At 68.5% G+C, this 22597-nt stretch carries 24 protein-coding genes and 4 pseudogenes; 15 read left to right on the top strand and 13 right to left on the bottom strand.

Annotated features, from left to right (window positions below):
* Nucleotides 1-88 precede the first annotated feature (88 nt).
* Both ACP4IX_RS29660 and ACP4IX_RS29655 read right to left on the bottom strand, forming a co-directional pair.
* Nucleotides 89-934 carry a hypothetical protein gene (locus tag ACP4IX_RS29660; protein WP_426557600.1) on the bottom strand — a complete coding sequence of 282 codons (846 nt, stop codon included), beginning with the start codon at nt 932-934 and terminating at the stop codon, nt 89-91.
* A 414-nt stretch (nt 935-1348) separates the two neighbouring features.
* Nucleotides 1349-1597, bottom strand: coding sequence for a hypothetical protein (locus ACP4IX_RS29655; RefSeq protein WP_426557598.1), 249 nt, complete (start codon nt 1595-1597; stop codon nt 1349-1351).
* A 59-nt stretch (nt 1598-1656) separates the two neighbouring features.
* Between ACP4IX_RS29655 and ACP4IX_RS29650 the strand changes: the two genes are divergently transcribed.
* On the top strand, nt 1657-1818 hold the full coding sequence (locus tag ACP4IX_RS29650; protein WP_426557596.1) for a hypothetical protein: 162 nt from the start codon (nt 1657-1659) through the stop codon (nt 1816-1818).
* A gap of 160 nt (nt 1819-1978) precedes the next feature.
* Entirely contained in the window at nt 1979-2287 is a 309-nt protein-coding gene (locus ACP4IX_RS29645; RefSeq protein ID WP_426557594.1) for a hypothetical protein, read from the top strand.
* Nucleotides 2288-2478: 191 nt separating this feature from the next.
* Here the strand turns inward: ACP4IX_RS29645 and ACP4IX_RS29640 are convergent, their stop codons facing one another.
* The 5 genes from ACP4IX_RS29640 to ACP4IX_RS29620 form a co-directional block, all read right to left on the bottom strand.
* Nucleotides 2479-2970: a hypothetical protein gene (locus tag ACP4IX_RS29640; RefSeq protein ID WP_426557592.1), complete on the bottom strand. Its 492-nt coding sequence runs from the start codon at nt 2968-2970 to the stop codon at nt 2479-2481.
* Nucleotides 2971-3183: 213 nt separating this feature from the next.
* Nucleotides 3184-3762 (bottom strand): hypothetical protein, encoded by a 579-nt coding sequence (locus tag ACP4IX_RS29635; protein WP_426557605.1) that lies wholly within the window; start codon nt 3760-3762, stop codon nt 3184-3186.
* Between the two features lie 85 nt (nt 3763-3847).
* Entirely contained in the window at nt 3848-4654 is an 807-nt protein-coding gene (locus ACP4IX_RS29630; protein WP_426557590.1) for a hypothetical protein, read from the bottom strand.
* Nucleotides 4655-5434: 780 nt separating this feature from the next.
* A complete protein-coding gene (locus ACP4IX_RS29625; RefSeq protein ID WP_426557588.1) occupies nt 5435-6145 on the bottom strand; it encodes a class I SAM-dependent methyltransferase in 711 nt (236 codons plus the stop codon).
* 104 nt (nt 6146-6249) lie between these two features.
* Complete coding sequence (locus ACP4IX_RS29620) at nt 6250-6714, bottom strand: hypothetical protein (RefSeq protein WP_426557603.1); 465 nt, start codon at nt 6712-6714, stop codon at nt 6250-6252.
* A gap of 186 nt (nt 6715-6900) precedes the next feature.
* Here ACP4IX_RS29620 and ACP4IX_RS29615 point away from each other — a divergent pair, with 186 nt between their 5' ends.
* From ACP4IX_RS29615 to ACP4IX_RS29590, 6 genes and pseudogenes are all read left to right on the top strand, one after another.
* Entirely contained in the window at nt 6901-8196 is a 1296-nt protein-coding gene (locus ACP4IX_RS29615; RefSeq protein ID WP_426557586.1) for a helix-turn-helix domain-containing protein, read from the top strand.
* An 829-nt stretch (nt 8197-9025) separates the two neighbouring features.
* Nucleotides 9026-9505: a MarR family transcriptional regulator gene (locus ACP4IX_RS29610; protein WP_398135660.1), complete on the top strand. Its 480-nt coding sequence runs from the start codon at nt 9026-9028 to the stop codon at nt 9503-9505.
* Entirely contained in the window at nt 9505-9828 is a 324-nt protein-coding gene (locus ACP4IX_RS29605) for a replication initiation protein, RepL2 (protein ID WP_426557584.1), read from the top strand. The genes ACP4IX_RS29610 and ACP4IX_RS29605 overlap by 1 nt, the downstream gene beginning before the upstream one ends.
* 474 nt (nt 9829-10302) lie before the next feature.
* Nucleotides 10303-10467: pseudogene (locus ACP4IX_RS29600) on the top strand (helix-turn-helix domain-containing protein); the annotation flags it as partial.
* Between the two features lie 310 nt (nt 10468-10777).
* Entirely contained in the window at nt 10778-11032 is a 255-nt protein-coding gene (locus tag ACP4IX_RS29595) for a hypothetical protein (protein WP_383424263.1), read from the top strand.
* A complete protein-coding gene (locus tag ACP4IX_RS29590; RefSeq protein ID WP_426557582.1) occupies nt 11029-11403 on the top strand; it encodes a PIN domain-containing protein in 375 nt (124 codons plus the stop codon). Before ACP4IX_RS29595 ends, ACP4IX_RS29590 begins: the two co-directional genes overlap by 4 nt.
* Nucleotides 11404-11459: 56 nt before the next feature.
* Here the strand turns inward: ACP4IX_RS29590 and ACP4IX_RS29585 are convergent, their stop codons facing one another.
* From ACP4IX_RS29585 to ACP4IX_RS29570, 4 genes and pseudogenes are all read right to left on the bottom strand, one after another.
* Nucleotides 11460-11582: a hypothetical protein gene (locus tag ACP4IX_RS29585; RefSeq protein ID WP_426557580.1), complete on the bottom strand. Its 123-nt coding sequence runs from the start codon at nt 11580-11582 to the stop codon at nt 11460-11462.
* Nucleotides 11583-12050: 468 nt separating this feature from the next.
* A pseudogene (locus tag ACP4IX_RS29580) lies at nt 12051-12685 on the bottom strand (transposase family protein); the annotation flags it as partial.
* A gap of 7 nt (nt 12686-12692) precedes the next feature.
* Nucleotides 12693-13157 carry a hypothetical protein gene (locus ACP4IX_RS29575; protein WP_426557578.1) on the bottom strand — a complete coding sequence of 155 codons (465 nt, stop codon included), beginning with the start codon at nt 13155-13157 and terminating at the stop codon, nt 12693-12695.
* A gap of 114 nt (nt 13158-13271) precedes the next feature.
* Entirely contained in the window at nt 13272-14012 is a 741-nt protein-coding gene (locus ACP4IX_RS29570; RefSeq protein ID WP_426557576.1) for a nitroreductase family protein, read from the bottom strand.
* A gap of 102 nt (nt 14013-14114) precedes the next feature.
* Here ACP4IX_RS29570 and ACP4IX_RS29565 point away from each other — a divergent pair, with 102 nt between their 5' ends.
* Together ACP4IX_RS29565 and ACP4IX_RS29560 are read left to right on the top strand one after the other, a co-directional pair.
* Entirely contained in the window at nt 14115-14708 is a 594-nt protein-coding gene (locus ACP4IX_RS29565; protein ID WP_426557574.1) for a TetR/AcrR family transcriptional regulator, read from the top strand.
* Between the two features lie 78 nt (nt 14709-14786).
* Nucleotides 14787-15912 (top strand): annotated as a pseudogene (locus ACP4IX_RS29560) (IS630 family transposase).
* A gap of 81 nt (nt 15913-15993) precedes the next feature.
* Here the strand turns inward: ACP4IX_RS29560 and ACP4IX_RS29555 are convergent.
* Nucleotides 15994-16227: pseudogene (locus ACP4IX_RS29555) on the bottom strand (phosphotransferase-like protein); the annotation flags it as partial.
* An 837-nt stretch (nt 16228-17064) separates the two neighbouring features.
* Here ACP4IX_RS29555 and ACP4IX_RS29550 point away from each other — a divergent pair.
* Complete coding sequence (locus tag ACP4IX_RS29550; protein ID WP_426557572.1) at nt 17065-17550, top strand: MarR family transcriptional regulator; 486 nt, start codon at nt 17065-17067, stop codon at nt 17548-17550.
* Between the two features lie 2 nt (nt 17551-17552).
* Nucleotides 17553-17870 carry a hypothetical protein gene (locus tag ACP4IX_RS29545; protein ID WP_398135665.1) on the top strand — a complete coding sequence of 106 codons (318 nt, stop codon included), beginning with the start codon at nt 17553-17555 and terminating at the stop codon, nt 17868-17870.
* Nucleotides 17871-18283: 413 nt separating this feature from the next.
* On the opposite strand, the gene ACP4IX_RS29540 is transcribed toward ACP4IX_RS29545, so the two are convergent.
* A complete protein-coding gene (locus ACP4IX_RS29540) occupies nt 18284-18739 on the bottom strand; it encodes a DUF6228 family protein (RefSeq protein WP_426557570.1) in 456 nt (151 codons plus the stop codon).
* Nucleotides 18740-19416: 677 nt separating this feature from the next.
* On the opposite strand from ACP4IX_RS29540, the gene ACP4IX_RS29535 reads away from it, so the two are divergent.
* The 3 genes from ACP4IX_RS29535 (at nt 19417) to ACP4IX_RS29525 (ending at nt 22570) form a co-directional block, all read left to right on the top strand.
* A complete protein-coding gene (locus ACP4IX_RS29535) occupies nt 19417-20580 on the top strand; it encodes a ParA family protein (RefSeq protein WP_426557568.1) in 1164 nt (387 codons plus the stop codon).
* The gene (locus ACP4IX_RS29530) at nt 20577-21716 is read left to right on the top strand and encodes a ParB/RepB/Spo0J family partition protein (protein WP_426557566.1); all 1140 of its coding nucleotides are present in this window, start codon (nt 20577-20579) and stop codon (nt 21714-21716) included. The genes ACP4IX_RS29535 and ACP4IX_RS29530 overlap by 4 nt, the downstream gene beginning before the upstream one ends.
* Before the next feature lie 224 nt (nt 21717-21940).
* Nucleotides 21941-22570: a class I SAM-dependent methyltransferase gene (locus ACP4IX_RS29525; RefSeq protein WP_383806947.1), complete on the top strand. Its 630-nt coding sequence runs from the start codon at nt 21941-21943 to the stop codon at nt 22568-22570.
* Nucleotides 22571-22597 lie beyond the last annotated feature (27 nt).

The following is a 22597-nucleotide window of genomic DNA, read 5'->3' as shown; positions in this document are numbered from 1 at the left end:
CGCACGGTGACCACGAGCCCTTACTGGCCAAGGAATACGCCACTCTCGATTACACGAGGTTGCCAGTGTCACACCCCCTGATAGAGCGTCAGGGACGGGGGAGGAGTGCGTACGGGCGCAGGGGGACTCCGATCACCTGCAGGACGAGGTTGCGGTGTGCGGCGTGCAGCGTGCGCACGGCGGCCCGGGTCAGGCCGGGCTTCGGAGGCTGGTCGCCGGTGCGTTCGCGGCCGGGCTTCGTCGGGATCCACAGGTAGCCGGGGTCGCTGCCTTCCAGGGCCTTGGTGATGCCGGCGCGGACGTCGAGCCAGCGGCGCAGGATCTCCGCGGTGTGCTTGTCGAGGGGGTGGTCGATGTCGGCGACGGTCACGACGGGGACGGGGCGGCGCTCCAGGTCGACGTCGGTGACGTTGAGCTGGTGGAGCTGGGGCACCGTGCGGCCGGTGGCGGCGACGAGGGCGGCTACCGCGGCGGTGCGGATGGCGGTGGCGGTGTTGGCGCCGGTGGGGCGCCGTACGGCGAGGGTGCGCAGCAGCTTGTAGGCCTGCTCGGGCTCGAGGCGGTCGCCGTGGCCGGACTGCGGGTAGGCGCGTTGCAGACCGGACAGGCCGAGGTGGTCGACGAAGGTGTTGTACGTCTGGATGCGGGCGCGTTGGGAGTCGTGAGCTGCGGCGGTGTCCGGGCCGGTGAGGGTGTTGCGGCGGCGGGTCTCGCCGGCCTCTGCTGCGTCGAGCCAGGACTCCGCTCGCTCGGGCTGGACGAGTTCTTCGGCGGTGAGGGAGGTGGTCTTCTCCTCGTCGAGGACGTGTTCCAGGTACTCGGTGAGGAGGGTGCCGCGCAGGCGTACGGTCCGGTCGGCGTATCCGGCGTCTTGCTGGACCTTCACGAAGGCGCCGATCGCGGCGAGAGCGTCAACGGTGCGCGAGTTCGGCATACCGACAGGATACGGAATCGAGCCTTGCCATTTGAGATAACAGCAAGAAGCGTAGACGCTTCTTCCCCGGCCGACTGCAGGTCTCGTTTCGGTCCGTGTCGGACCAGAACGGTTCGAGAAGGCCCGGTACGGTCCTTGTGCGACCCCCGGGCAACCCGGAGGCGGGGCTCCTGACCCCGTGGAGATCGCCCCTGCTTCTTGCTGTTATCTTGGAGTGTTACGGGCAGGACAGGCGGAATATGGGTGCGCAGGTGCTGGCGGAGTGTGGTCCCGAGGGTGCGCCACCGGGCACGTACGACGTCTTCGCCGTCGATCCAGCGGGCCGCGGTAAGGCTGCGCCAGGCTGCTGCCGCGCGGCCCTGCCCGGGGCAGCAGCTCTGGACCCGCTCCACTCATGACATCCCGCTCGGCGTCCTACCGGAAGTCATCGAGGCCCGGCGTCGACTCGACCAGCTCGCCCGCCGTCACCGGCGAACCGGACGAGCCCTCGACATGGCGCGGAAGATCGTCGAGGACTGGTCCGCCACCGGGATGCCGATCGACCTCGGGAAGGAGTAGACCGATCGTCTCGACCGAGTCGAAGCCCTCGGCGTCAGCAAGAAGATCGCGACTGAGGACCGCAGCCACCTCGCGGCGTTCCCTGAGATCGTGGTGCTGACGCACCTGATCCTCGACCCGTCCAACGAGATCACCACGAGATCACCAAGACCAAGGAAGACACCTTGACCGTCCACTACCATGCGTGGACCGACATCGACAACGAGTCGTTCGTTCCGGGGCACCAGGAATGGCAGAAGGCGTTCAATAAGGCGCCGCAGTACATGGGCGGCTATTTCGCCGGCTTCCGAGTCGACATCAAGTGGCAAGAAACGATCTACCAGTAGGCCGGCCGTGAAGATCCTACGAAGGTGCGCGATCGGCGCGTCAGCCCCTCTGCTCTGCCTTGTCGGTCTCTTCGCTCTCGTGGGCTGCGGAGCCGGCGAGGTAGGCGAGCTCACCCATGCCCAGGTCACCGGTGTCTGGCAGGGTGCCGGTGGGGGCAGGGTGGAGTTCACAGCCGACGGGCGGTTCGAGATGTCGGGCATTCCCCGCAGCGCAGTCGAGTTCAGCTTCACCGACCCCCCAGCGGGTGACGGAGCCCTCTCCGGCGAGGGCGAGTGGGAACTCGACGGCGATGACGGCAAGAGCGGCGCCATCGAACTGGGCTTCGATGCCGGGGGGTCCTTCTCGGACGACAGCGAATCCGCGCTCCTCCAGGTCAAGGAGGCGGGAGACAGCCCGGTGCTGTACTTCGACACCAATCCCGACAAGGCGTACGGCTACGAGGTACGGCGCGTCACGTCAACCCGGTAGTACACCGCCGACGGCTGATCGGCGGTCGGCCGTGGCCCGCTGCGGTGCCTGGAGCGGCCCGGCCCCCTCACGACGAGGGGGCCGGGATCCGTCGTGGGGCGGAGACGGCGGTATGTGAAGCGATTCCCTGATGCGCCTCTACCACCAGCGGTGGGAACACGAATCGGCGTACTACGCACTCCGGCACACGATCATGGCCGGACGCGTCCTGCGCGCAGGATCTGCCTGAGCACCTCGACGCCGAAGGCCCCTCTGTCGCGGCGGCCGACGCGGAGGATGAGCGGCGCGAGGTCGAGGGCCGAGTCCACGTTCAGGGCCTCGCACAGCAGCCGCCTCGCGTGCTCGCGCACCGGGCCGACCCAGTCGGCGCAACGGATCACGACCAACGGCAGCAGACCGGGGTACCGGACCGACTGACGCACCGCCTCCTGGCGGATCCACCCGTCGCGGTGGCAGAGGGCGAGGGCAAGTTGGGACTCGCCGAGCTGAGTCAGGTCGGCGGGCAGTGGGGCGGAGTGCTCCCACCCCGGCAGGAACTGCGGGCGGTGCCAGGCCACCTCACGTACGCCTGCGTCCAGCGCCAGCCAGTCAGCGGGGTCGGCGACATCGAGCGTGCTTTGAAGTGGCGCGCCACCCGCGAGCCGCGTTGCTGCCGCTGTCCCGTCCTCGATGTTCTCAAGCATTCCCGCCCCTCCAGCAGTCGTACCAGGTGATCGTAGGAGGCGGGGTTCGCGCAGGGCGCGGGAAATATGGCCCGTGATCGTCGAGGGCCGCCGCTCGGCACCCTGCTCACCAGAAGCCGCACGGGAAGCGTCACGGGCACGACGAGCAGGCCGCCGCCGCGGTGAGCCCGATCACCTGGTCGTCACCGGCGGAGACCACACCGCAGGGGTTGCTCACGCACCCCGCAGTTCGGCGCGGGCCCGCTGCAGTTGCTCGACGGACACGGCGCCGGAGTCCGGCAGGCCCGCCTCCGCCCACGCGGCCTGTGCGCGGGGGACGGCGCCGGCGGCGTCGTCGAGGAGGATCTTCTTCGCCAGGTTCACGGCGATGGCGCCGTCGCCGAGATCCATGAGGTGGGCGAGCATGCGTACGCTCTTGGTCGCGGAGGCCTTCTCGTTGTACCGGAAGACCAGCACCCACCGGCCTCGCAGGCTGCGGGCCCGCTCGATGAGGTCGCGGCCGCGGTCGGTCTCCTGCTGCTCGGTGCGGATGTGCTCCGTGTCCCCGGCCGGGGAGCGCAGGGTGAGCAGTCCCCGGCGGCTGGACTCCTCGATCTCGACGTTCTCCAGGAACGCCACGAACCGCGAGGCGCTCTCCAGGCGGTCGATGTCCTGCGCCGCCTGCTGGGCGATCAGATGCAGATCGACGGTCAGGGCGTGTACGCGACGGCCCCAGGACGGTTCCTCACCGACCGGGCAGGGGCCGGCGGCCTGGGCGGCCGCGATGACAAGGCTGTAGTCCACGTCCCCCATCATGACGGCCGCCACCGACCGCGCGATCCCGGCCCGACGTCCTTCCGGTTGTGACGGCGGCGCCCCTGCACTCTCGCCCGGGCGCCTACGGGTTGTCGGCAGGGGCCTCTGCCTCACCGAGGTAGGTTTCCAGAGGCTGGAGTGCGGCCCAGAGCTGGTCGAAGTACGCCGCGAAGCAGGTCATGAACGTGGGATTCTCGATGCTGAGGCCGTTCAGCTTCTGACGCGGTCCTCCGGAGAACGCCAGGAAGACCACGCTGTCGTCGATCAGCGCCATGTTGAGGCCGTCAGCTGCTGCGGTCCACCGCAACACGTTGGCCTCATGGGTGAGGATGTGCTTGCTGTCCTCGTGGTGCTGGCGGGCCCAGGCGAGCATGTCGCTGTCCGGTGGCCCGTCGCGTTCAGGGACACCGATGATGCGCCGTACGCTGCGTTCGTCGTCGCTGTCTTCGCGAGCCCACTCCAAGACGGCCCTGAAATAGTCGGCGGAGGCCCGCGTCGTGTACTGGGTGGGCGGGTAGCGGCGCGTGTACGTGACCCGGATCTCTGAGCGGGCCTGCTGGATGCGCGCACAGGCCGCCTCGTAGAACTCCCGGTTGTTCCGGTACCAGTGCGCGGCCAGCATGGCCTCACCCATGACCTGCGGACCGCTGATGAGCGGGAGCTGTGCGCGGGAGGACAAGAAGCCCTTGGAGGCTTCCTCGATCTGCCTGCTCGCCTCCACCCACTGGTTCCGCAACCTGGACGGAGCCACGTCCAGCGCATGTGCGAAAGCCGCCGTGTGCTCCCAGGTCGGGAACCGGCGGCCGTTCGGCATCGCCGAGACGGTGCTGGGTCCACAGCAGCCCATTCTCCGCGAGATCGCTTCCACGGTCGGCTTCTTGACGGCCATGCGCCGAAGCTCGCGCAGCTCAGCCGCGCTCGACGGTCCACAGCCGAGGCGACAAGGGTGGACCCGGTGCACCGGGAGCTGTCCGCCGGCGCCGGGCCGGGGCGCCCTGCAACTGCCGGGTTCCGCCGTCGAAAGCGGCAGCCGCCTCAGAGACGACCGCGGCTGCCGTCGACCCCGCCGCTCACCGGCCCGTCCCGTCTGCTCCGGTCTCCCTGCTCAGCAGTACGGCAGGACGGACGGCGGTTTCCTCCCCGGCTCTCTGCCTGATGAGGCCCTCCTTGGCAATCGCACGAAGCCAGACCTCACAGCTGTCCTCATCGGCCTTCAGCACCCGCGCAGTCACCACTACGGGATTCACACCACCAGCACCGCCCTTTGCGACAACGCGGATCACCTCCTCCTCGCCAGAGCCGACCGGCCCGGCTTCGAGCGAAGCGCAACGGCCGGCGCCCCGTCCACTGCGCGGACGGCCGGTGCGATCACCGTCGCGTTTCAGAACGAAGTCCCGGCTCCGACCGCCACCGGCCGGCGGCGGTCAGCGACATGGCCGTCCACACGAATCGCTCGGCGGGGCGAGCGCTCAGGCGTGGCGCTCGCGTGCCCGCACCGGTGAGGTGCGGGAACCCGCGGCTGCGTGCCGCGGACGAGTGCGACCTCGAGGGCATCACCATCCTCGACTGCGTACGTGGGCCTGCGAACGCGCCGCCCGCCTCCCCGAGCCCGTAGTCGAACGCATTCAGAGGACGCGGTGAGCACCGGACCGGGCGGGCGACCGGGCCGTTACGCGGCGGGCCGGTCCGTGCGGAACGCGGTCACCAGCAGTGTGTCGGCGGCGCGCGGCCCAGTTCCGCCGGGCAGCCTTTCGGTGCTGATCCGGGTGAACCCCGCCTCGTCGAGGAGCTTGGTCCATACCTGCTCCTGGAGCACCCAGCGGCGCATGGTGGCCGCCTCCCCGTCCGGGGTCTTGGCGCCGATCCGGGTGTACTGCACGTCGGGATGAGCGGGCCGGCCGCCGAGGTGATGGGCGAGGGTGGAGAACGCCAGCCGGCCACCTGGGCGCAGCGCGGAGGCCGCCGCCGGCAGCAGCTCGCGCGGCTCGGTGAAGTCGACGGCGCCGAAGACGCTGTAGAGGACGTCGTAGTTGTCGGTCACGGCGTGCAGATGCCGGACCACATCGGAGTGAACCAGCCGCAGCCTCGACGCGAGATGGCCGTACAGGTCGCCGGCCATCGCGTGCTGCGAGGGCGAGGCGTCGACGGCGACGACGCGGGCGGGGCAGTGGTGGACGGCCAGATGCGCGGCGTGCCGGGCGGCGCCTGCGCCGAGGTCGCCGATACGGCGCCCGGTGATGTCGCCGAGGGCCTCGGCTCCGGGTCCGCCGTCCTGGCTCCAGCTCCAGAAGAAGCGGTCGGGCACGGTGCGGTCGGTGGCGTGACGGGTGCGGCCGTAGTGATGCCAGAGGTCTGCGGGGGTGATGGTCACCCGGCCCATCCTGGCGGGCGCCGACAGCCTGCGGGGCGCGTCGACGGAATCTCACCCAAGGCGTGCCCACAGGCCCCGGCCGCCCGGCCGGGGCCTGTGGGCGCCCCGCGAGGTCAGTGCGAGTCGTTGCCCGGGTGACAGGGGCCGCACTGGGCGGCGTCCGCCCACAGCGGCAGGTCGACCTCCCAGCCGTCGGCGGCGATCAGGTCCGCCGTCCGCAGCACCGAGCCGTCGTCCTTGAAGTCGATCTCGGGGACGTGGTGGAGGAAGTGACCGTCGTTGAAGCGCTCGCACAGCTCGACGTAGCCGACGGTGTCGAGGATGACGGTGTGGACGCCGATGTCGACGAGCGTGCTCGGTGCCAGCCCGAGTCCTTCGTTCCGGTGCCGCATCGCGGTCAGCAGGTAGGCGTAGCCCTGGCCGAGGACCCGGGCCGCCATGACGGAGTCGTAGGGGTAGTCCCGCATGAGGAGTCCGACCTGCTTGTCCCACAGGGCGGCCGGCACGACCTCGCGGGCGGAACGGGCCGTGCCGGTCGTCGGGCCGGTGGCCAGAGGGAGTGCGGCGAAGGTTGCCATCATGCCTCCGATGGACGGTGCCCCGCGGGTCGGGGCGACGCGACCAGCACACCGCGGCGGCCGGGTCGCCCTGTGGTCATCTGCCGTGCGGTGCAAGGCCTTTGCACGGTGTGCAAGCGGTCTCGACGCCGGTCCGCGACACCCGTACCGTGAGACGCCCCCGGTGGTGCGGCGTGGGAGGGTCCAGTGCCCGTAGACCCGCTCTGGAACAGCACGACGGCACGCCAGTTGTCCGAACAGCGACGTCCCGGTGCCCTGATCCGGCTCGGGCGCGAGCACCGAGCGTGGACGCTGGCCGACCTCGGGGAGCGGATCGGCTGCTCCGCGGCAACGGTGTCCAGGCTCGAACGGCGTTCACGCGTAGTCGACTTGACGCTCGTACACCTGGCGGCGGCCGAGGTCGGCGTACCCCGACACACCCTGATGTCTTCTTTGGCGCCACCGTCCACGGCAGCACCGGCCGGCACTAGAGTGACGGCCAGTCCGCGTGACGCCGAGGAGGACCCCATGCGCCGCCGCACGCTGCTCACCGCCACGGCGGCCGCCGGACCGGCTGCCCTGCTGATGGGGCTGGACGAAGCGCTTGCCGCCACGCCGGCACCGACGAGGGGCCTGGGGCCGCTGGACGGCCGCCTCGCCGCCGCCCGGGAGCTGTACGACAAGGGCGCCCACAGCCGGCTCCTGGCCGTGCTGCCCGGTCTCATCGCGGACGGGCACCGTGCCGCCGCCTCCCGTCGGGATCTCGACCAGGCGCGGTTGTCGTCGGTCTACTCCCTGGCATCCTCGGTCCTCAGCAAGGTCGGCGCCTACGAGCGGGCGCGGCTCACCGCGGACCGTGCCCGCACCTGGTCCGAGGTGTCCGGCTCCCCACTCGCGGCGGCCGCCGCCGCTCGGGAGCTGGCGATCGTCCTGCGCCACCAGGACCGCCACGGCGAGGCACAGCGTCTGATGTCCTCGGCGGCCACCGTGGTGGAGGCGACGGGGCTGCGCACGGACGCTGCGGCGGCCGCGTACGCACAGATGCTGTGCACGCTGGCCTACACGGCCGCGCGGGGCGGACAGCGATCCGCGGCGCTGGCGATGGTCGAAGAGGCCCGTCGCTCCGCACGCCGACTGCCCGGGTCGCCTCCGCCGGGCCGCCTGTTCCCCATCAGCCCGGCCGCCGTCGATCTGTACGCGGTCGGTGTGCACTGGGCGCTCGGCGACGCCGGCGCTGCCCTGGAGGCGGGAAAGGACCTGCGGCCCGACCAGTTCCCGACCGCCGAGCGCAAGGCGAGGCTGGGCACGGACATGGCACGGGCCTGGTGGGCGTGGAACCGGCCCGAGCAGACGGCCCGCGCGCTCTTGGACGCACACCGGACCAGCCCGGGTGAGGTCCGCGACCGGCCCGCGATCCGCAGCATCGTCAACGCGCTGACTGAACGGCACCCGCGCACCACGGGCGTACGCGAGCTCCACGCCGCCGTGGTGTCGGCCGGCTGACCACCACCCCGACCACGGCGGCCCCTCCGCGGCAGCGGTTTCGTCTTCCCGGGCAGGCAGCAGCGGGGAAGCGTACGAGGTTGGGGGGATCGGTCGGCAGCCAGCCGGTCAACTGCTGCCACATGACGGCAACATGCTCGGCCTCGTCGTTCCCGTTCAAGACCCGTCCACGGTAGGGGGGAATGAGGACGGTAGTGGCCAGTGTCCGTTGATCACCCGCTGATCACGTACCAGCGTGAACCGTCGCACTCACCTGACCCAGAACCACGTGTACGTCCTCAGCCACGAACCAGTCAGCCACGACGGCGAGTGAGCCGACCGTACAGGCGCGCGTGTGCCACCTCAGCCACAGACCCGACCAGCCACGCCTTCCTGCTGCTACGTCACCTGAGCCCCGGTCAAACCGCGGGTCAACAGCGGGCCGATGCACGACACGCCCGAGGACCGTCGCTTGCGACGGCCCGGAGGGCCTCCCCGAGGATGCGGAACCTTGGGCACTTTGATGTATGAAGAGAGCGTAACCCCGAAAGCGCCTCTGACCTGCGAAAACGTGTGAGGTGATCCGACTCCAGGATCGGCATACCCGATCCTGGAGTCGGGTTACCCGATCCTGGAGTCGGATCAACCCGACTCCAGGATCGGATTGACCCGACTCTGGAGTCGGATCACTTAGCTATGTGCACACTCCGTCCCTCTTCGCTCATCGCACGCCGATCCGACTGTGCAGCGGGTTCGCTTAGCAATGTGGTAATGCTCTTCCTGGTAAGTGATCCGTTCCCGAGTCTGATCGCTTACCGGCCCCATACCGACTTGCAGGGACGGCCCCCACATGACAGAGCAGGCGCGAAAGATCCTCGCCCTGGTCGATCAGGACACAGGAGAGGTCGAGGAGGTACACCGCGCCAACTACGCGTTCGACGGAGCTCACATCAACGTGGGCATCCGCAAGGGCCGGGAGCTCGCCTCGGCGGCCTCGGGCCTGACCGACCGGGAGTTTCGCGTCCTCGTCTGGTACTGGTTCGCCACGGAGACGAGCGAGGAGGCCATCATGCGTACGGGCTCTGCCATCGCTGAAGAACTGGGCATGAGCGCGGATGCCTTGTCCAGGGCAGTGAAAGTTCTCAAGCAGGCTCGGCTGCTTGTCGAGGCGGGCGGGCTGGGGCGGACCACCTTCTACAGGTGCACGCCTTACCTTGCATTTATCGGTACCGGCTTCGCGCACCGCGAAGCCGTGAAGGACTGGAACCCTCCGGAGACCAAGGTGCGTGAGCCCCGTGTTCGTCGGCGTGGGAAGAAGGGCGAGGCCTGATGAGGATTCATGACGCGGCAGACGTGCAGTACCTGCTGAAGAAGACCGGGCGCGTCCTCAGCCCGAACCAGCGCATCGTCGTCATGCTCTACGCGTCCTCGGAGCAACGTCCCGACGGAACAGTGATGATCAAGGCCAGCACACTGGCTGCCACAGCGGGGATGACACCGCCGGTGCTCTCGCGCACCCGCAAGGAGCTGCTCGAGGCGGGTTGGCTGGAGGTGACCGGCAGCGTGGGAAGCGTCAAGCACTACCGCCTTGCCCCAGCACTCTTCGAGGACCGAGGTCAGGCCGGACGTCACCTGCGAGCCGTCGGCAGCTGAAGGGGCGGTGCCGTGAAGCGATCCGACTCTGGAGTCGGATCGTTTCTCCACGCGGGAAGCAGCGGAAGCGCCAGGGATCTGCTGAGGCAGGCAATTATCACGGCGTGATAATTCGGTGCACCGGCTCTGCTCGACCGAGGTGGGGCACGGTCACCGGAGACGCCGGGGAAGGGTGTGCTTCGGTGCTTCCAGCCGGTACTCAGAAGAGGGCCGGTGCGTACGTACGCCGGGAGATTCTCGAGGATCTCCCGCAGCCACGGGTCGCGGGCGGTCGGCAGCCGCCAGGGTGACGCCACCGCTTTCCCGGACGACTACGCGTCCCCGACCGAGCGGCACTCGCGGGCGTGATGTACGTGCTCCGGACCGGCGTCGCCTGGCACGACGTCCCCGCGCAGGCTGCGGGACTGGTCCCGCCGATCCGGGGCCTGCGAGGGCGCCCCCGACGCAAGCCACGGCGTCTGTATGCCGACTTGGCACGGCCGCGCCAAAGCAATCCGATTCACCGCTCTCACTCGCATCTGCGAAGTGCTCCAGTGCCAGCCCGGTGACCTGCTCAGCCATCGGTCGGGTGGAGTCATGGACAAGGCGCCCTTATCGAGTCATACGGCACCTCAAGGAATGCCACGCAAGAAGGCTTGACCCGCCCCCTAAACCAACTCAGGAGAACCATGTTCAGTGTCATTGACCCCGTCGCGATCACTCTGCTTGCCCTGGTGGTTGTTCTGGTGGCCGCTGGGGTGTGGTGGCTCATACGCCGCTGACGCCCCCGAACCACATCGGACGCCTCCGCCGAAAGCCCCACCCGGCGGGGCGTCAGACATCGCGGCGCGGATCTTGCGGTCAGCGATACTGGTGGCCTGGGCCAGGGTGTCGCGTTCGGCCTCGTCGACGGCGAGCTGACGACCCGAGCTCTCTGTCCCGCGGCTCTACCGGCGGTAGAATCGGTGGTATGAGTAAGCCGACGAGTATCAAGACCAGCGAGGAAGTACGTGATCGGCTGCGTGTCCTCGCAGAGGAGCGCGGCACCACCATCACGGAGCTGCTGGAGGAGCTCGCCACGCGTGAGCTGACGGAGGCCGAGCGGGAGCAGCGTGCTGTCGAGGCGGCCCGTGAGCTCGGCATTGAGTACACCGAGCAGGTCCAGCAGGTCGGCCAGGACGCCTGGGCGAGGATCCGCGCCCATCAGGGCGGCGCCGCCGCATGAACCTGACGGCCGTCCTGGACCACACGGCTCTGGCCGCCCTGTACCGCGCGGACTCCTTCTTCACGGGCCTCTACATCGAGGCCTCGCGCGGCACCGGCCGCGTCATCATCCCCTCCCTGTCGGTACTCGCTGCCGAACGGCAGGTCGCGGGCGCCGGCCGGCACGCGGCATCCCTGCGGTTCGCGGAGAACGTTCCGTTCACCGCGGCACACGCAGTGGACGCGATGGACTGGACAGACGTGGACTGGCCGGTGGCCCACGCTGCCGCGATCGCCTGGCACGCGGTGAAGGCAGGGGAGCCGCTGACGGTCCTGTCGCTGGAACCCGAGCTGTACGCCGGTACCGGCATCACCCCGCTGAACCCCACATAACCCGCGCCGCCTCGGGTGAAGGGCTGTTTTCCGCGGGAAACAACCCTCTTCGGTAGTCAGCTTCCGGCGTGCCAGTGCGTCCGACGGGCGACGACCAGGCCACGCCAGCGGCTGCGGGTGTCCTGTTCGCTGTCGAGCCACCGGACTCCGGAATCCTGGTCGGCAGGCAGGTCGGCCATGAACTGGGCAATGTCGACGAAGTAGGCGTGATCGTCGGCGGACGTGTGTTCCCGTAGCCGGGCGATGGTGGCGTCCAGTGCGGTGCGGTCGTCGAGGACGGCCTGGTGAAAGGCGCAAGCCAGCTCGATCGCGGGTGTCAGAGAGGTGAGGCCCGCGATGGCGGGCTCGGTGCGCAGCGTGGCGATCTGGTCGTCGACCCCGGCGTTGCCGGCGTCGCGGATGAGTTCGGCCCGACGGACGTTGATAGTGGTGGCGCGCAGGTTGAGGCCGGTCAGGAGCTGGCGGGCGAGGTCGATTTCCGCGGGGGCCTGGTCGGGGGCGTAGAGCGCGATGGCGAAGGCGCGCAGGGCCTGGGTGTGGGCGGCTTAGCCGGCCTTGCCCTGCTGTTCGGCTTCGGTGCGTCCGGCGAGGTAGGCCGCGGCGGCGCGCTCGGGTTGTCCTCGAAGCCAGTACAGGTCACCCAGCACGCGTTGGTGACGGCCTTCCCAGCCGAGGTTCATCGAGGCCGGGAGTTCGGTCTGGCCGGGGTCGCGGCGGTGTGGGATGACCAGGCCAGTGCCGCGGTAGCCGCCGTCGGCGATCACTGTCGCGTTGCCGACGGCTGCCTTCGCGCCGGACAGCTCCCATGCTTTGCAGTCGTTGCGGTTGCCCGGCAGAGGCCGGCCGGCCACCACGACGAGCCGGGTGTCAGCGTCAACGACGACCTGGTGATTGGTGGAGTACCGGTAGTTCTTCGACTGCTCGGCCACTGTGTGACCACGCGTGGGGACGAGGGTTCCGTCCACGATGAGGACGGTGTCCTTGCGAAACCGTCGGCGCGGCCGGAGCGCGAGGAGGGGCCCGAGGTGGTCGATGATGCCGTCGGCTGCGGACTTCGAGACCCCGAACAGCGGGCCGAGCTGGCGCAACGGCAAGTTGGTCCGCCAGTACGCTGCGACCAGCAGAATCCGGTCCTCCAGCGACAGGCTCCACGGCCGGCCCCGCCGGACCGCGTCCGCTCCCTCGCGGCGCAGCGCGGTCACGAGCTTACGGAAACAGCGCGGGCTCAGCCCGGTGAACGGCCTATCCATGACGGCTGCGACGCCGTGATCACACCAGTCACATCGTGATCATTCCAGCCGGTCGGCCAGGCCGGAACAGTGCCAGGGCTCTGGGATGAAGGCGGGGTCGATGCTCATCCCGGCAATGCCCTCGCGCACGACACCGTCGAACCGCTTGATCTCTGCTACGAGAACATCCCAAGCGACGGGTGGGGTCCAGAAGGCTGGCGTGAAGATGGAACCGACCCGCCAGCCCTCATCGGAGTGGACGATGCGGATCACCCCCTCCTCGGCCTGCATCGAATTAAGCTCGAAGTCCTCGTGACCGGCAGCCGGGCTCTGGAGCCAGAGCGCCAGGTGGTACGCCAGCTCAGCCACCGGGAACGCCTCCTCGGACCACACCTCCCGCCCCTGCTCCCGTATGGACAGTTCTGCCTCGATGTCGAGGAGCAGCACCTCCAGGGGCGCCTCCTGCGGAGTGAGGCCGCGCCGGTGCAGGTCCGACAGTCCAAAGTTCCGGCAGACGAACTGCACCGCCCGGCCTCCATGAGATCTGAGGCCAGCTGAATGCCCAGGCCACCCAAATACGGACAACCGTACCAACTGGTGCCGGGCGTCCCACCGGGTCTCTGTTTTACGAGACGCCCTTTAGTTATGGAATGTGGTGGTTGCCTCCAGGGCCGCCCGGCCGGTCGTGACCCGGTTCACCGGCGCATTCTCGTCGGCGTAGCCGAAGGAGATGCCCACGAGCAGCTTCCCCTCGTCCACTCCGAGTTGATCGCGGACGGTGTCGGCGTAGAAGCTGAGCAGGCCTTGCGGGCAACTGGCCACGCCGTAGCCGGTCATGGCCAGCAGCAGCGTCTGCAGGTAGGCGCCGGCGTCGGCGGCCAGTCGCGGCCCGCCGTCGCCGGTGACAAACAGGAACGCGGCATGGGGCGCCCCGTAGAAGCCCAGACTTTCCGCGTCGTAGGCCGCGCGAGCCGGGTGGTCGTCGGCGCCGATGCCCAGCGCTCCGTACAGACCGGCGCCGAAGGCGGCCCGCCGTTCCTGGTGGACGGGGGCGTACATGTCCTCGGAGTACGGGTAGTCGGCCGTGACGCGTCGCTCGGCGTGGGCCGTTCGCAGGGCGTCGGCCAGTCGGTCTCGCCGTGCGCCACCGACCACCTCGACCCGCCACGGCTGCGCGTTGGAATTGGACGGCGCGGCGCCGGCCAGGGAGAAGACCTCGCGCAGAGTGTCCTCGGGTACCGGGTCGGGACGGAACGCGCGGGTCGCGCGGCGCCCCCGGATCAGCTGCTCGGCGTACTCCGACGTTCGCGTCCCGCCCGGCTGTGTCCCGCCGGTGAGCGCCTCGCTCGTGCGTGTCCGGGTGAAGACCGGTCCGCTCATGGAACTCTCCTCAGGATCGCTGAGGTAAACGTAGTCGTTTACCTGAAGCGGCACTATAGCCAGCCATCCCCTCCGAAGTAAACGAGAACGTATACTTACGTCATGACCACGATGACGACGGCGTCTCGGCGGCCGGGGCGTGGAGGGCGGGAGCGCATCCTGGCCGCCGCAGCCGGGCTGTTCGCGGCCCAGGGGATCAACTCGACCGGCATGGAGCAGATCGCGGAACGGGCGCCGGTGTCCAAGCGCACCCTCTACGCGCACTTCAGGACCAAGGACGAGCTGGTCCTCGCCCATCTCAAGGACCTTTCCTCGACGGGACGCACCCTGGAGGGCGTGCTGGCACGCGAGGACATCCCCGCCAAGGAACGAATCCTCGCGCTGTTCGACCCGCCCCCGACCGGCACGGATCCCGTGCGCGGATGCCCGTTCATCGACGCCGCCGCGGAGTTCCCTGACCCTCAGAACGCGGTCCACTCCTACGCCCGCGAACAGAAACTGCTGATGGTACGGCTGGTGACCGACCTGGTAGCGGAACTGGGCTGCCGCGAGCCCGCCGTCCTCGCCGAGCAACTCGTGACCCTCGCGGACGGCGCCGCCAGCCGCGCCATGGTGCTGGGCGAGTCGAACTACGGCCGGCACGCGCGGACAGCGGCGCAGACCCTCCTGGACAACGCGCTGCCGACCACGATCTGACAGGTCCCACCGGGTTGCTCGGTATGCCTAGTGCGCGCGGTTGGATGTGCCGACATCCGATCTGTGTGTGGAGGCGCGATGGCAGAGCCGGTCAAGGTCCGCAGACTGACCGACCAGGAGGGACAGCGGCTGCAGCAGATCGTGCGCCGGGGCAGCACCAGCGCGGTGCGCTACCGGCGGGCGATGATGATCCTGGCCTCGGCCGGAGGCAACCGGGTGCCGGCGATCGCCCAGTTGGTCCAGGCCGGCGAGGACACCGTCCGCGATGTGATCCATCGGTTCAACGAGATCGGCCTGGCCTGCCTGGCCCCTCAGTGGGCGGGAGGCCGTCCCCGCCTGCTCAGCACTGACGACGAGGACTTCGTCATCCAGACGGCCACCACCCGTCCCACCAAGCTCGGGCAGCCCTTCACCCGCTGGTCCATCCGCAAACTCGCCGCCAACCTGCGCAAAGTCCACGGCAGGGTGATCCGCATCGGCCGTGAGGCCCTGCGGATGCTGCTGGACCGCCGCGGGGTCACCTTCCAGCGCCCCAAGACGTGGAAGGAGTCCACCGACCCCGACCGCGACGCCAAGCTCGACCGGATCGAGCACGTCCTGGAGCACTTCGCGGACCGCACGTTCGCCTTCGACGAGTTCGGCCCGCTGGGCATCCGGCCCATCGCCGGATCCTGCTGGGCCGAGCAGGGCCGCCCCGATCGGCTGCCGGCGACCTACCACCGCACCCACGGCGTCACCTACTTCCACGGCTGCTACTCCGTCGGTGACGACACCCTGTGGGGCGTCAACCGCCGTCGCAAAGGCACGGCCAACACCCTCGCGGCCCTGAAGTCGATCCGGGCCGCCCGCCCCGACGGCGCCCCGATCTACATCATCTTCGACAATCTGTCCGCCCACACGGGCACCGACGTCCGCCGCTGGGCGAAGAAGAACAAGGTCGAGCTGTGCTTCACCCCGCCCAACGCCTCCTGGGCCAATCCGATCGATCGAGGCGCACTTCGGGCCGCCGCGGCAGTCCACCCTCGCCAACTCCCACCACCCCAACCACACCGTCCAGACCCGTGAGCTGCACCGTTACCTGCGCCGGCGCAACGCCAACGCCCGCCACCGCGACGTGCTGGCCGCCGAGCGCCGCGAACGGGTCCGGATTCGCAGCGAGAAGGGCATCCGCTGGGGCGGACGGCCCCTGGCAGCAGCGGCCTGATCATGGGGCGGACGGCCCCTGGCAGCAGCGGCCTGATCATCACGGTGCCGCGGTCACAGCGTCAGACAGCCGGGCCGTCGATCACCTGACCTGCACGGCGATGGCCCGTGCGCACTCCATCGCCTCGGTATGCGTGGTGTCCACCTCCAGGTCATAGACCACGCCCCGGTGGACCACGTCCGCCTGGGAGGCGGCCATCCCGATGGTCCGATCGCCCCGTGCGACCTCCCGGCCTGCGGCCACCGCAGCGTCGCACCGGACGCCGACCCACAGCACCCGCAGGTCACCCAAGGCCTTCTGCCACCGCTGCTGCGAGACCGGACTTTCAGGCCGGGGCCGGCGGGTGCGGTGGTCGATGGCGGAACCGACAACTATCACGGCGTGATAATCCAGGCCGGACCTCCATGGAGGGTGAGGTCCTGTCCCCCGATATCCGCAGACGTTGGTCGCTCCCAGGGGAGTGCATCCCCTGCTCACCCCTCAGGAACTGGCTATGCAGCGGGCCCAACTCGTCCCAGCACAAACGAGGACGATGCTGCTACGCACCACAACCAGAGTTCGATCCTCAGCCAGCGAAAGCCCGCCAAGGCCGTACCTGCAGGCTTCCTGGCTGGCGCGCGTGTGCCTCCTCATCCACATCAGACCTCCGCCACGTTGTGTAACTGCTGAGATCAGTAAGTAACACAAGGTGAGATGAGCCGACGGCCTGAGGGGCACCCCGAGGAACGGAGCGCTTGCGCGAGTACCGCAGGGCCTCCCGTACGGCGGGTTCCTTGGGAGACCTTCCCTTGCATGGAGAGTGCGTAGCCTCCGCGCTGCTTTGACCTGCGGAAACGCTTGCTTGATCGGCACTCTGAGATGCCTATATCGGCATCTCAGAGTGCCGATATAGGCATCCTAGGATGCCGATACATGTCGTCAGTGGTCATGTCGTCAGTGGTCATCGAGGGAACCGAACAGTTCCTTCGATGACCTATGGCGTCATGCCGCAGTCGGTCATCGAAGGAACCTCAGGATTCCTTCGATGACCCTCAGCGACCTGTCGGTATGGGTACGTGAAGGAAACGCCACGTTCCTTCGGTTACCCCACACGACATGTCGCCAGTGGTAATGTCCCGGTTGTCAGAGACAAGCCCAGGTCAGGGGTCGCAAGTGCCAAATCAGGGGCGCAGTGGACGCAGCCGAGCGCTGGTCAACACCGCGACTGGTGAGGTCCACGAGCTGCTGGAACCAGAAGACGAGGGCGCCCCACGCCGGTCCTACGCCTTCGGCGGACGGCACGGGCAGTTCAGCTTCGAACGAGTCCTCGCCATGCTCGCGGCTGATTCAGGAATCACCGGTAACGAGTTTCGGCTGTTCTTCTACTGCGGGATCATGACGTACAACGGGAAGGGTGGCGCCACGGCAGTGGAGGCCGCCGACTTCCTCGGACTGACCCCGCAAGCGACGAGGAGGATGGCGAAGAAACTCGCCGAGCACAAGATGCTCCTGGTGGCCGATGTGATCGGCCGGACCATCAAGTACCGGGTGACTCCGCACATCGTCTCCAGTCTCTCCGGACGGGAACAGTCCGAAGAGGCAGCCTCCTACCACCTGCCGACCCTGCCGGGCCGTCCGGCGCAGCGACGAAGGGCCTGACCATGGCACGCAACAGTCCATACCCAGAGCTCGAAGCCCTGCAGGCGCGTATAAGCGATCTCTCTCACCTCAAGCAGAACATGCTGATGACCTACGCGATCCTGGGCGGCTTGGACACCAGCGTCGAGCGCACCGCGGCCGAGCTGGCTGAGCTGATCGGCGTACCCGCACCGCACTTCTCCCGGGCGCGACGTGAGCTTGAAGCAGCCGGCTACCTGGAGTGCACGCACACCATGGGTCAGGTGAAGTTCTTCCGTCTGGGCGAAGCAGCAACCGCGCGCCAAGTCGTGGTCCCCCTGCTGAGCCGGCCGACCGGCTGAGCAAGCACACCAGTCGGGAGAGGCGCAGAGACTCAACGGTCTCTGCGCCTCTCCCGACATTGGAACTGTTCATCGCCTGCCCGAGTACAGCAGCCAGGCCAGGACTGAAGCGATCCGACTCCAGAGTCGGATCGCTTCTCCGCGAGCGAACCAGCGGGAGCATCAGGCACCTGCTGAGGCAGGCAAGTATCACGGCGTGATAATCCAGGCCGGACTCCCGTTGGGTGATGACCTGTCTCAGTGAGCGCGGGCCTCTGCCTCGCCCGTGACGCTCCGGGCCACCGCCGTCAGGAACTCTTCGGGCGCGTTGCTGAGGTAGGAAGCGGTCAGCTCCGCTTTCGCCTGGCGGCCCTCAACTGCGCAGTCGGCCCACGCATGTGCCCCCAGCGTCCAGGTGATGCGTATGCCAGTTGTCAATGTGGCTCACCGGCGAGGAAGTGCCGGACATCGGCCGCCAGGGAAGCCATCTGCTCACCGGCCTCCAGCCAGGTGGTTACCGAGGCGCTCCAGCCGCCGGCGGCCTGCGGCCATGGACGCACGGTCCAGGTCAGTCCGACGTGGCCGCCGGACCGGAAGACGGCTGACACCGCGAGGTCACGGTCGTTGGTCTGCCAGCTCCGTTCGCCGTCCCATCCCCGGTAGCCAGCGGCGAGCTCTTCCAGGAAAGGGGCCAGGTCGCTGTCCCAGATCCAGGCGACGACCTCATCGACTCGGGCGGCCAGGCCTGGTGCCTGCAGTTCGACGGCGTAGTGCACAGAGTCTTCGTCGAAGCTGAACCGATCGGCGAACCTCACACCGACCGACAAGTTGTCCTGGCAGCTGATCGTCACGCCAGCCTTATCGGCCGTGCCGACGTCTGGGGTGGTCATGGGCGGAACGCTAGGTCAGCAGCAGGTGCGACGTCACTTGGATTCGCTGTCGGTGGGGTGGAGAACGGCTCGGTGATTCCCGGACGCGATGCATGGTGTTGCCGGCCCGCTGTTCGGTTGCGAGAGGGGGGTCGGTGGGCTCCAGCTACGCCGGAACGGCTGTGACGCGACGGCCACCACGTTCAGCCCGTAGTCCAGCCGCATCAGATATCCGCGCTCCCTCCACGACTCGAAGCTCATCAACTCGCCACTGGTAGCAGCCAGTACCAGCTGGGCAAGTCGTGCTGCCCCCGGTACGACGGGAACGTCCGCCCCTGCCTGGCAGCCTCGAAACGCGTCGACCACATCGCCCAAGCGGCCCGCTGTGCAGCACGGTTCACCACGACCGTCGCCGACAGACGTTGCTCCAGCGAGAAGTCCTCAGTCTCCACCAGCCGCCCGCACCCGGCGCTGACCGCGTACGACGACCATAGGAAGCCTGGCACGACACTGGCTCAGATGGAGCGAGACGGATCGGAAGACGGGGCCAGATCGATCGGGACGCAAGGCCAGATGGCACAGATCGACTGAGACTGGTCCACCTTCAGTGAGTCTGGTCGGACGCCCATTGGGTGAAACCGCGTCAGAACTTGCAAAGCGGGTGTCATCGCGCCCGTAGGAGTCAGTATGCTGACGTCATGGCTTCCCCCTACCCCGACGGAGACCGGGAAAAGGTAGCGTCCAAGCTGCCCTCCGCGCTCCAGCAAGCACTCAAGGTCCGCGCTGCCGAACTCAGCCTGGACATCCAGGACGCCGTCGAGGCCGCCATCAACGACTGGCGCGGCAGTACGAGCGGTGGCACCGAAGTGGACACCGCCGGCGCGAGGTCGTTCTCCACGTGGCTTCCGCCAGGGCTGTACGAGCGGTTCAAAGAGACCTGTGCCGATCGCGGTGTCTCCTACACCCAGGGTCTTGCCCAGTCGATCCGTGGTTGGCTCGACGCGAACCCCTCCCCCCAGCACGGTGCCCGCGGGACCGAACCCGAACGGAAGATCGTCGGCAACCAGAAGGGCGGGGTCGGTAAGACCGCCATCTCCGCCGGCATCGGCGAGGCCTACGCCGAGGCGGGCAAACGCGTCCTGGTCGTCGACTTCGACCCGCAGGGACACCTCAGCGAACAGCTCGGAGTCCCCCAGATCGAGCCCGATCACGACAGCCTGGTCTCGCACATGTGCGGTGACGGCGGAGGAGATCTGCGCGATCTCGTCGTGGTGATAGAGGATCCACGGTTCGAGAAGCGCCTGCACGTACTGCCCGCCTGCTTCGACGGCTTCCTTCTCGACGCGAAGATCGCCGTCGTGGCGATGCAGAAGCGCGGCTTTCAGAAAGAGGCCGCGCTCGAACTGGCCCTGCGCCCCCTGGAATCCGACTACGACGTCATCATCGTCGACTGCCCGCCCAGCCTCGGTATCGCCATGGACGCCGCCCTCTACTACGGGCGCCGACGCCGTGGCGAAGCCGCCGGCGGTTCCGGGGTCGTCATCCCCGTACTCGCCGAGGACTCCTCCGCCACCGCCTACGGCATGCTCGCCCAGCAGATCGAAGACCTCTGCGAGGACCTCTCCCTCGAGATCGACTACCTCGGCCTGGTCGTCAACCTCTACGACTCCCGCCGCGGTTACGTCGCCACCTCCTCCCTGGACAACTGGAAGTCGCTCGGCGACCCGAAGGTCCTCGCCGTCATCGGCGACCTGAAGGAGCAGCGGGAAGCGGTCCGCAAGCGGATGCCACTGCTGAGTTACGCGCCACACAGCGATCAGGCGGAAGCCATGCGGCAGGTAGCGAGGGGAGCCACCCGGTGAGCAAGGCCGACACCCTGGGATCGGCACCCGCGTTCGGCGCGGCCCGCGGCGCCCGGTCCTCCCGACGCAACCTCATCGACCAGACCATCGCGGGCGAGGAGTCGACCACGGCGGCCATCACCGAGCTGCCGGTCACCCGCATCAGCGACAACCCCGACAACCCGCGCAACCACCTGCGCAACCTCGACGAGACGGTACAGAGCGTCCGCGAGGTCGGCATCATCATCCCCATCGCCGTTGCCACGGTCGATGCCTACCTGCGCAACCGGCCGGACCGCGCCGACGACCTCGACGACGGAGCGAAGTACATCGTCGTCGACGGCCACCGCCGCCTCGAGGCCGCTCGCCGCGTCGGCATGGCCACCATCCCGGTCCGCGTCGACAACGGCCGGGTCGCCACCGACGAAACCCTCCTCGAGGCCGCGTTCGTCGCGAACTACCACCGCGACGACATGACGGACCTGGAGGAGGCCCACGCCCTCAAGACCCTGGTCGACTACTACGGCTCCCAGACCAGAGCGGCCAAACGGCTGGGCATCCCGCAGAACACCATCTCCAGCAAGCTGTCCCTTCTGAAGCTCACTCCCGAGCTCCAGAAGGATCTGGTGACCGGAACGCGGAAGGTGGAGCACGTCCGCAACCTCGGCAAACTGTCCCCCGAGGAACAGAGGGCCAAAGCGGACGAACGGGCGGAAGCGGCCCGCATCAAGGCGGAGACTCAGCCGCAAGAGGCCGTCGAGCGTGCGTCGGGCCCCGCGGATTATCACGGCGTGATAATCCCGGAGGCGGCCACCGCCCCACCCACTTCGCCAGCTGCTTCCCCGGCCACCTCGCCTGCCTCGCCGCTTCGCTCCGGTGCCATCACGCCGCCCGCGGAGCGCGATCAGGCTCCCGAGTCCATCGTCCCGGAACCGCGCACCAGCCCGGTCGAACCCGGCACGGCGAACGCGGAAGCGGCGCAGCCGAAGCAGCCGAAGCGGCTCCCCTACGACGACGCCTTCTACTGCGTGCACCACCTTCACCAGAAGATGAGTCCCGAGACGTTCGCTCAAGGGGCCCGGGTGTGGATGGACGTCATGCGGGAGCAGCACCCGGATGCGTACAAGACCCTTCTGGCCGAGCTGGGAGCCCGGTAGCAGCCTCACCTACGGCCTCGCTCGCCCTCCTCTGTGACGGCGAGCGGGGCCGCGTCGTCTACTACGGGGAGGGCGGGCGGCCGGACCGGCACCGGCAGCAACGGCCGGACCGCATTCTTCTCTGAACTACCGAGGGTGCCCCGTGCTCAGGTGAGGGGACGATCAGTCCTGAGAGGAGGGACCGGAGAGCGGCTGCGAACTGCCAGGGTGTTAGTTTCCTTCCCGTGTTAAGACACCAGGACGAGACCAGGGCGGCCTATGACGGGGTCGTCGACCTGTACGCGTCGATGTTCGCTAATCGGCTGGAGACGCAGCCATTCGCGCGGAACATGATCGGCACCTTCGCCGAGCTCGTGCGTGCCTCGGGGAACCTGCGGGCAGCCGACGTCGGGTGCGGCCCCGGTCATCTGACGGCCATGCTGCACGACTTGGGGCTGGACGCCTTCGGACTCGACCTCTCCCCGGCGATGGTCGCCCACGCCCGGCGAGCCCATCCGGCGCTGCGATTCGACGAAGCGCGAATGGAAGCCCTGCCTGCCGAGGACGGCGCACTCGGCGGAGTGCTGGCCCACTACTCGATGATCCATACCCCACCTGGAGAATTGCCCGCGCTACTCGCCGAGCAGGTGCGTGTCCTGGCACCAGGGGGCCTGCTCCTGGTGTCCTTCTTCGGGACCGAGGGACCGGAGCCGGTCCGCTTCGACCACAAGGTGACGCCCGCCTATAGCTGGCCGGCGGACCGGTTCGCCGAGCTGCTCGCCGAGGCCGGACTCGTCACGTTCGCCCGGCTGCTCCACGACCCAGCGTCCGAGCGGGGCTTCCTCGACACCCATTTGCTGGCCCGCCGCCCGTAGGGCGTGGCTCGTGGCCTGGATCGGGGT

The organism is Streptomyces sp. WG5, assembly GCF_049974565.1.
Taxonomy (GTDB): Bacteria; Actinomycetota; Actinomycetes; order Streptomycetales; family Streptomycetaceae; genus Streptomyces.
The sequence above is the reverse complement of the archived record's forward strand: the minus strand, read 5'-3'. Positions and strand labels throughout refer to the sequence as shown.

Excerpts from the sequence above, each read along its gene's own strand:
- ACP4IX_RS29660 (WP_426557600.1), bottom strand. The coding sequence starts at position 934 with ATGCCGAACTCGCGCACCGTTGACGCTCTCGCCGCGATCGGCGCCTTC.
- ACP4IX_RS29640 (WP_426557592.1), bottom strand. The coding sequence starts at position 2,970 with ATGCTTGAGAACATCGAGGACGGGACAGCGGCAGCAACGCGGCTCGCG.
- ACP4IX_RS29635 (WP_426557605.1), bottom strand. The coding sequence starts at position 3,762 with ATGGGGGACGTGGACTACAGCCTTGTCATCGCGGCCGCCCAGGCCGCC.
- ACP4IX_RS29630 (WP_426557590.1), bottom strand. The coding sequence starts at position 4,654 with ATGGCCGTCAAGAAGCCGACCGTGGAAGCGATCTCGCGGAGAATGGGC.
- ACP4IX_RS29625 (WP_426557588.1), bottom strand. The coding sequence starts at position 6,145 with ATGGGCCGGGTGACCATCACCCCCGCAGACCTCTGGCATCACTACGGC.
- ACP4IX_RS29620 (WP_426557603.1), bottom strand. The coding sequence starts at position 6,714 with ATGGCAACCTTCGCCGCACTCCCTCTGGCCACCGGCCCGACGACCGGC.
- ACP4IX_RS29610 (WP_398135660.1), top strand. The coding sequence starts at position 9,026 with ATGACAGAGCAGGCGCGAAAGATCCTCGCCCTGGTCGATCAGGACACA.
- ACP4IX_RS29605 (WP_426557584.1), top strand. The coding sequence starts at position 9,505 with ATGAGGATTCATGACGCGGCAGACGTGCAGTACCTGCTGAAGAAGACC.
- ACP4IX_RS29595 (WP_383424263.1), top strand. The coding sequence starts at position 10,778 with ATGAGTAAGCCGACGAGTATCAAGACCAGCGAGGAAGTACGTGATCGG.
- ACP4IX_RS29590 (WP_426557582.1), top strand. The coding sequence starts at position 11,029 with ATGAACCTGACGGCCGTCCTGGACCACACGGCTCTGGCCGCCCTGTAC.
- ACP4IX_RS29585 (WP_426557580.1), bottom strand. The coding sequence starts at position 11,582 with ATGGCCGACCTGCCTGCCGACCAGGATTCCGGAGTCCGGTGGCTCGAC.
- ACP4IX_RS29570 (WP_426557576.1), bottom strand. The coding sequence starts at position 14,012 with ATGAGCGGACCGGTCTTCACCCGGACACGCACGAGCGAGGCGCTCACC.
- ACP4IX_RS29565 (WP_426557574.1), top strand. The coding sequence starts at position 14,115 with ATGACCACGATGACGACGGCGTCTCGGCGGCCGGGGCGTGGAGGGCGG.
- ACP4IX_RS29545 (WP_398135665.1), top strand. The coding sequence starts at position 17,553 with ATGGCACGCAACAGTCCATACCCAGAGCTCGAAGCCCTGCAGGCGCGT.
- ACP4IX_RS29540 (WP_426557570.1), bottom strand. The coding sequence starts at position 18,739 with ATGACCACCCCAGACGTCGGCACGGCCGATAAGGCTGGCGTGACGATC.
- ACP4IX_RS29535 (WP_426557568.1), top strand. The coding sequence starts at position 19,417 with ATGGCTTCCCCCTACCCCGACGGAGACCGGGAAAAGGTAGCGTCCAAG.